This is a genomic window from Synechococcus sp. R8-2 (genome assembly GCF_047461715.1).
Lineage (GTDB): Bacteria > Cyanobacteriota > Cyanobacteriia > Thermostichales > Thermostichaceae > Thermostichus.
Genome location: NZ_JANSHQ010000569.1, coordinates 1 through 960, shown reverse-complemented (window position 1 = coordinate 960; position 960 = coordinate 1). Strand labels below are relative to the sequence as shown.

The following is a 960-nucleotide window of genomic DNA, read 5'->3' as shown; positions in this document are numbered from 1 at the left end:
TTCGTCTCCAAGCTCGCGATGCTGTGACTGAGTTCTTTGATGGGGATCCCGGCCTTGAGTTTGGCGGCCGTGGCGGCGGCACTTTCACCCTGGCCAAGCTGATCTACCAATTCCCAGCTTTCAACCGAGCAGCTACCATCTACACGGGTATCGTTGGCTCAGGTGTGTTCGATGTATTCAACTACAGCACACCCTTCGAAGCTCTCTCCGACTTTGCTGATGCTCCCAACTCCACGGCGGACGTGCCAGGTGGAGCTCTGTTTGGCTTCCGCTACCGACTCTCGGATCAACTACGCTTGGCCTACAGCTACAGCACCAGGAACGCTCAAGCCTTGGGCAAGGGCTTCGGCGACAGCGGTATAACCGGTAGCGATAGCGCCCACGCGGTGGAGCTGGGCTTCCTGCCGAACGAAAACCTGGAGATCTACCTGCAGTTTGCCAGTACCTATCTGCAGAAGGCAAACGATGGCCCTGAGTTCTTGGCCAACGGTACAGCCCTTTTCCGTGGCCCTCTGCGGACGACGACGGTAGATGTTTCTGCCCGTGTCAATGCTTTCTCGGTGGCAGCCAACTGGGAGCTTAGCCCTCGAATTACCGTATCCGGCTGGTTTACTGCTGGCAATGTGGATTACAACTTGCCCAACGTGGTACCGGCTGGCACCATTGATCCGGGTGATGAAGATTTCAACGGGTTCCTGTTTGGCTTTGCTTTCCCGGATCTCTTCATTGAGGGTGCTCAGGGCGGTGTGGTGTTTGGCCAACCGATTGTCAGCACCGAGGAGGGAGTTTTTGACAGCCGTCCTTTCATCGTGGATGTTTACTACAGCTTCCCGGTGAACGAGTACCTCACCCTTACCCCGGCAGCCTACTTTGTGAGCAATCCCAATGGTGGGCCTAGCAAGTCTGGGGATACCGATCCAACCATCGGCGTGGGTGTCTTGCGAGCTGTGTTTACTTTCT

1 pseudogene is annotated in these 960 nt (G+C 56.1%); it reads left to right on the top strand.

The window, feature by feature from the left end:
* Positions 1–23 precede the first annotated feature (23 nt).
* Positions 24–960, top strand: a pseudogene (locus NW819_RS12545) (S-layer protein); the annotation flags it as partial.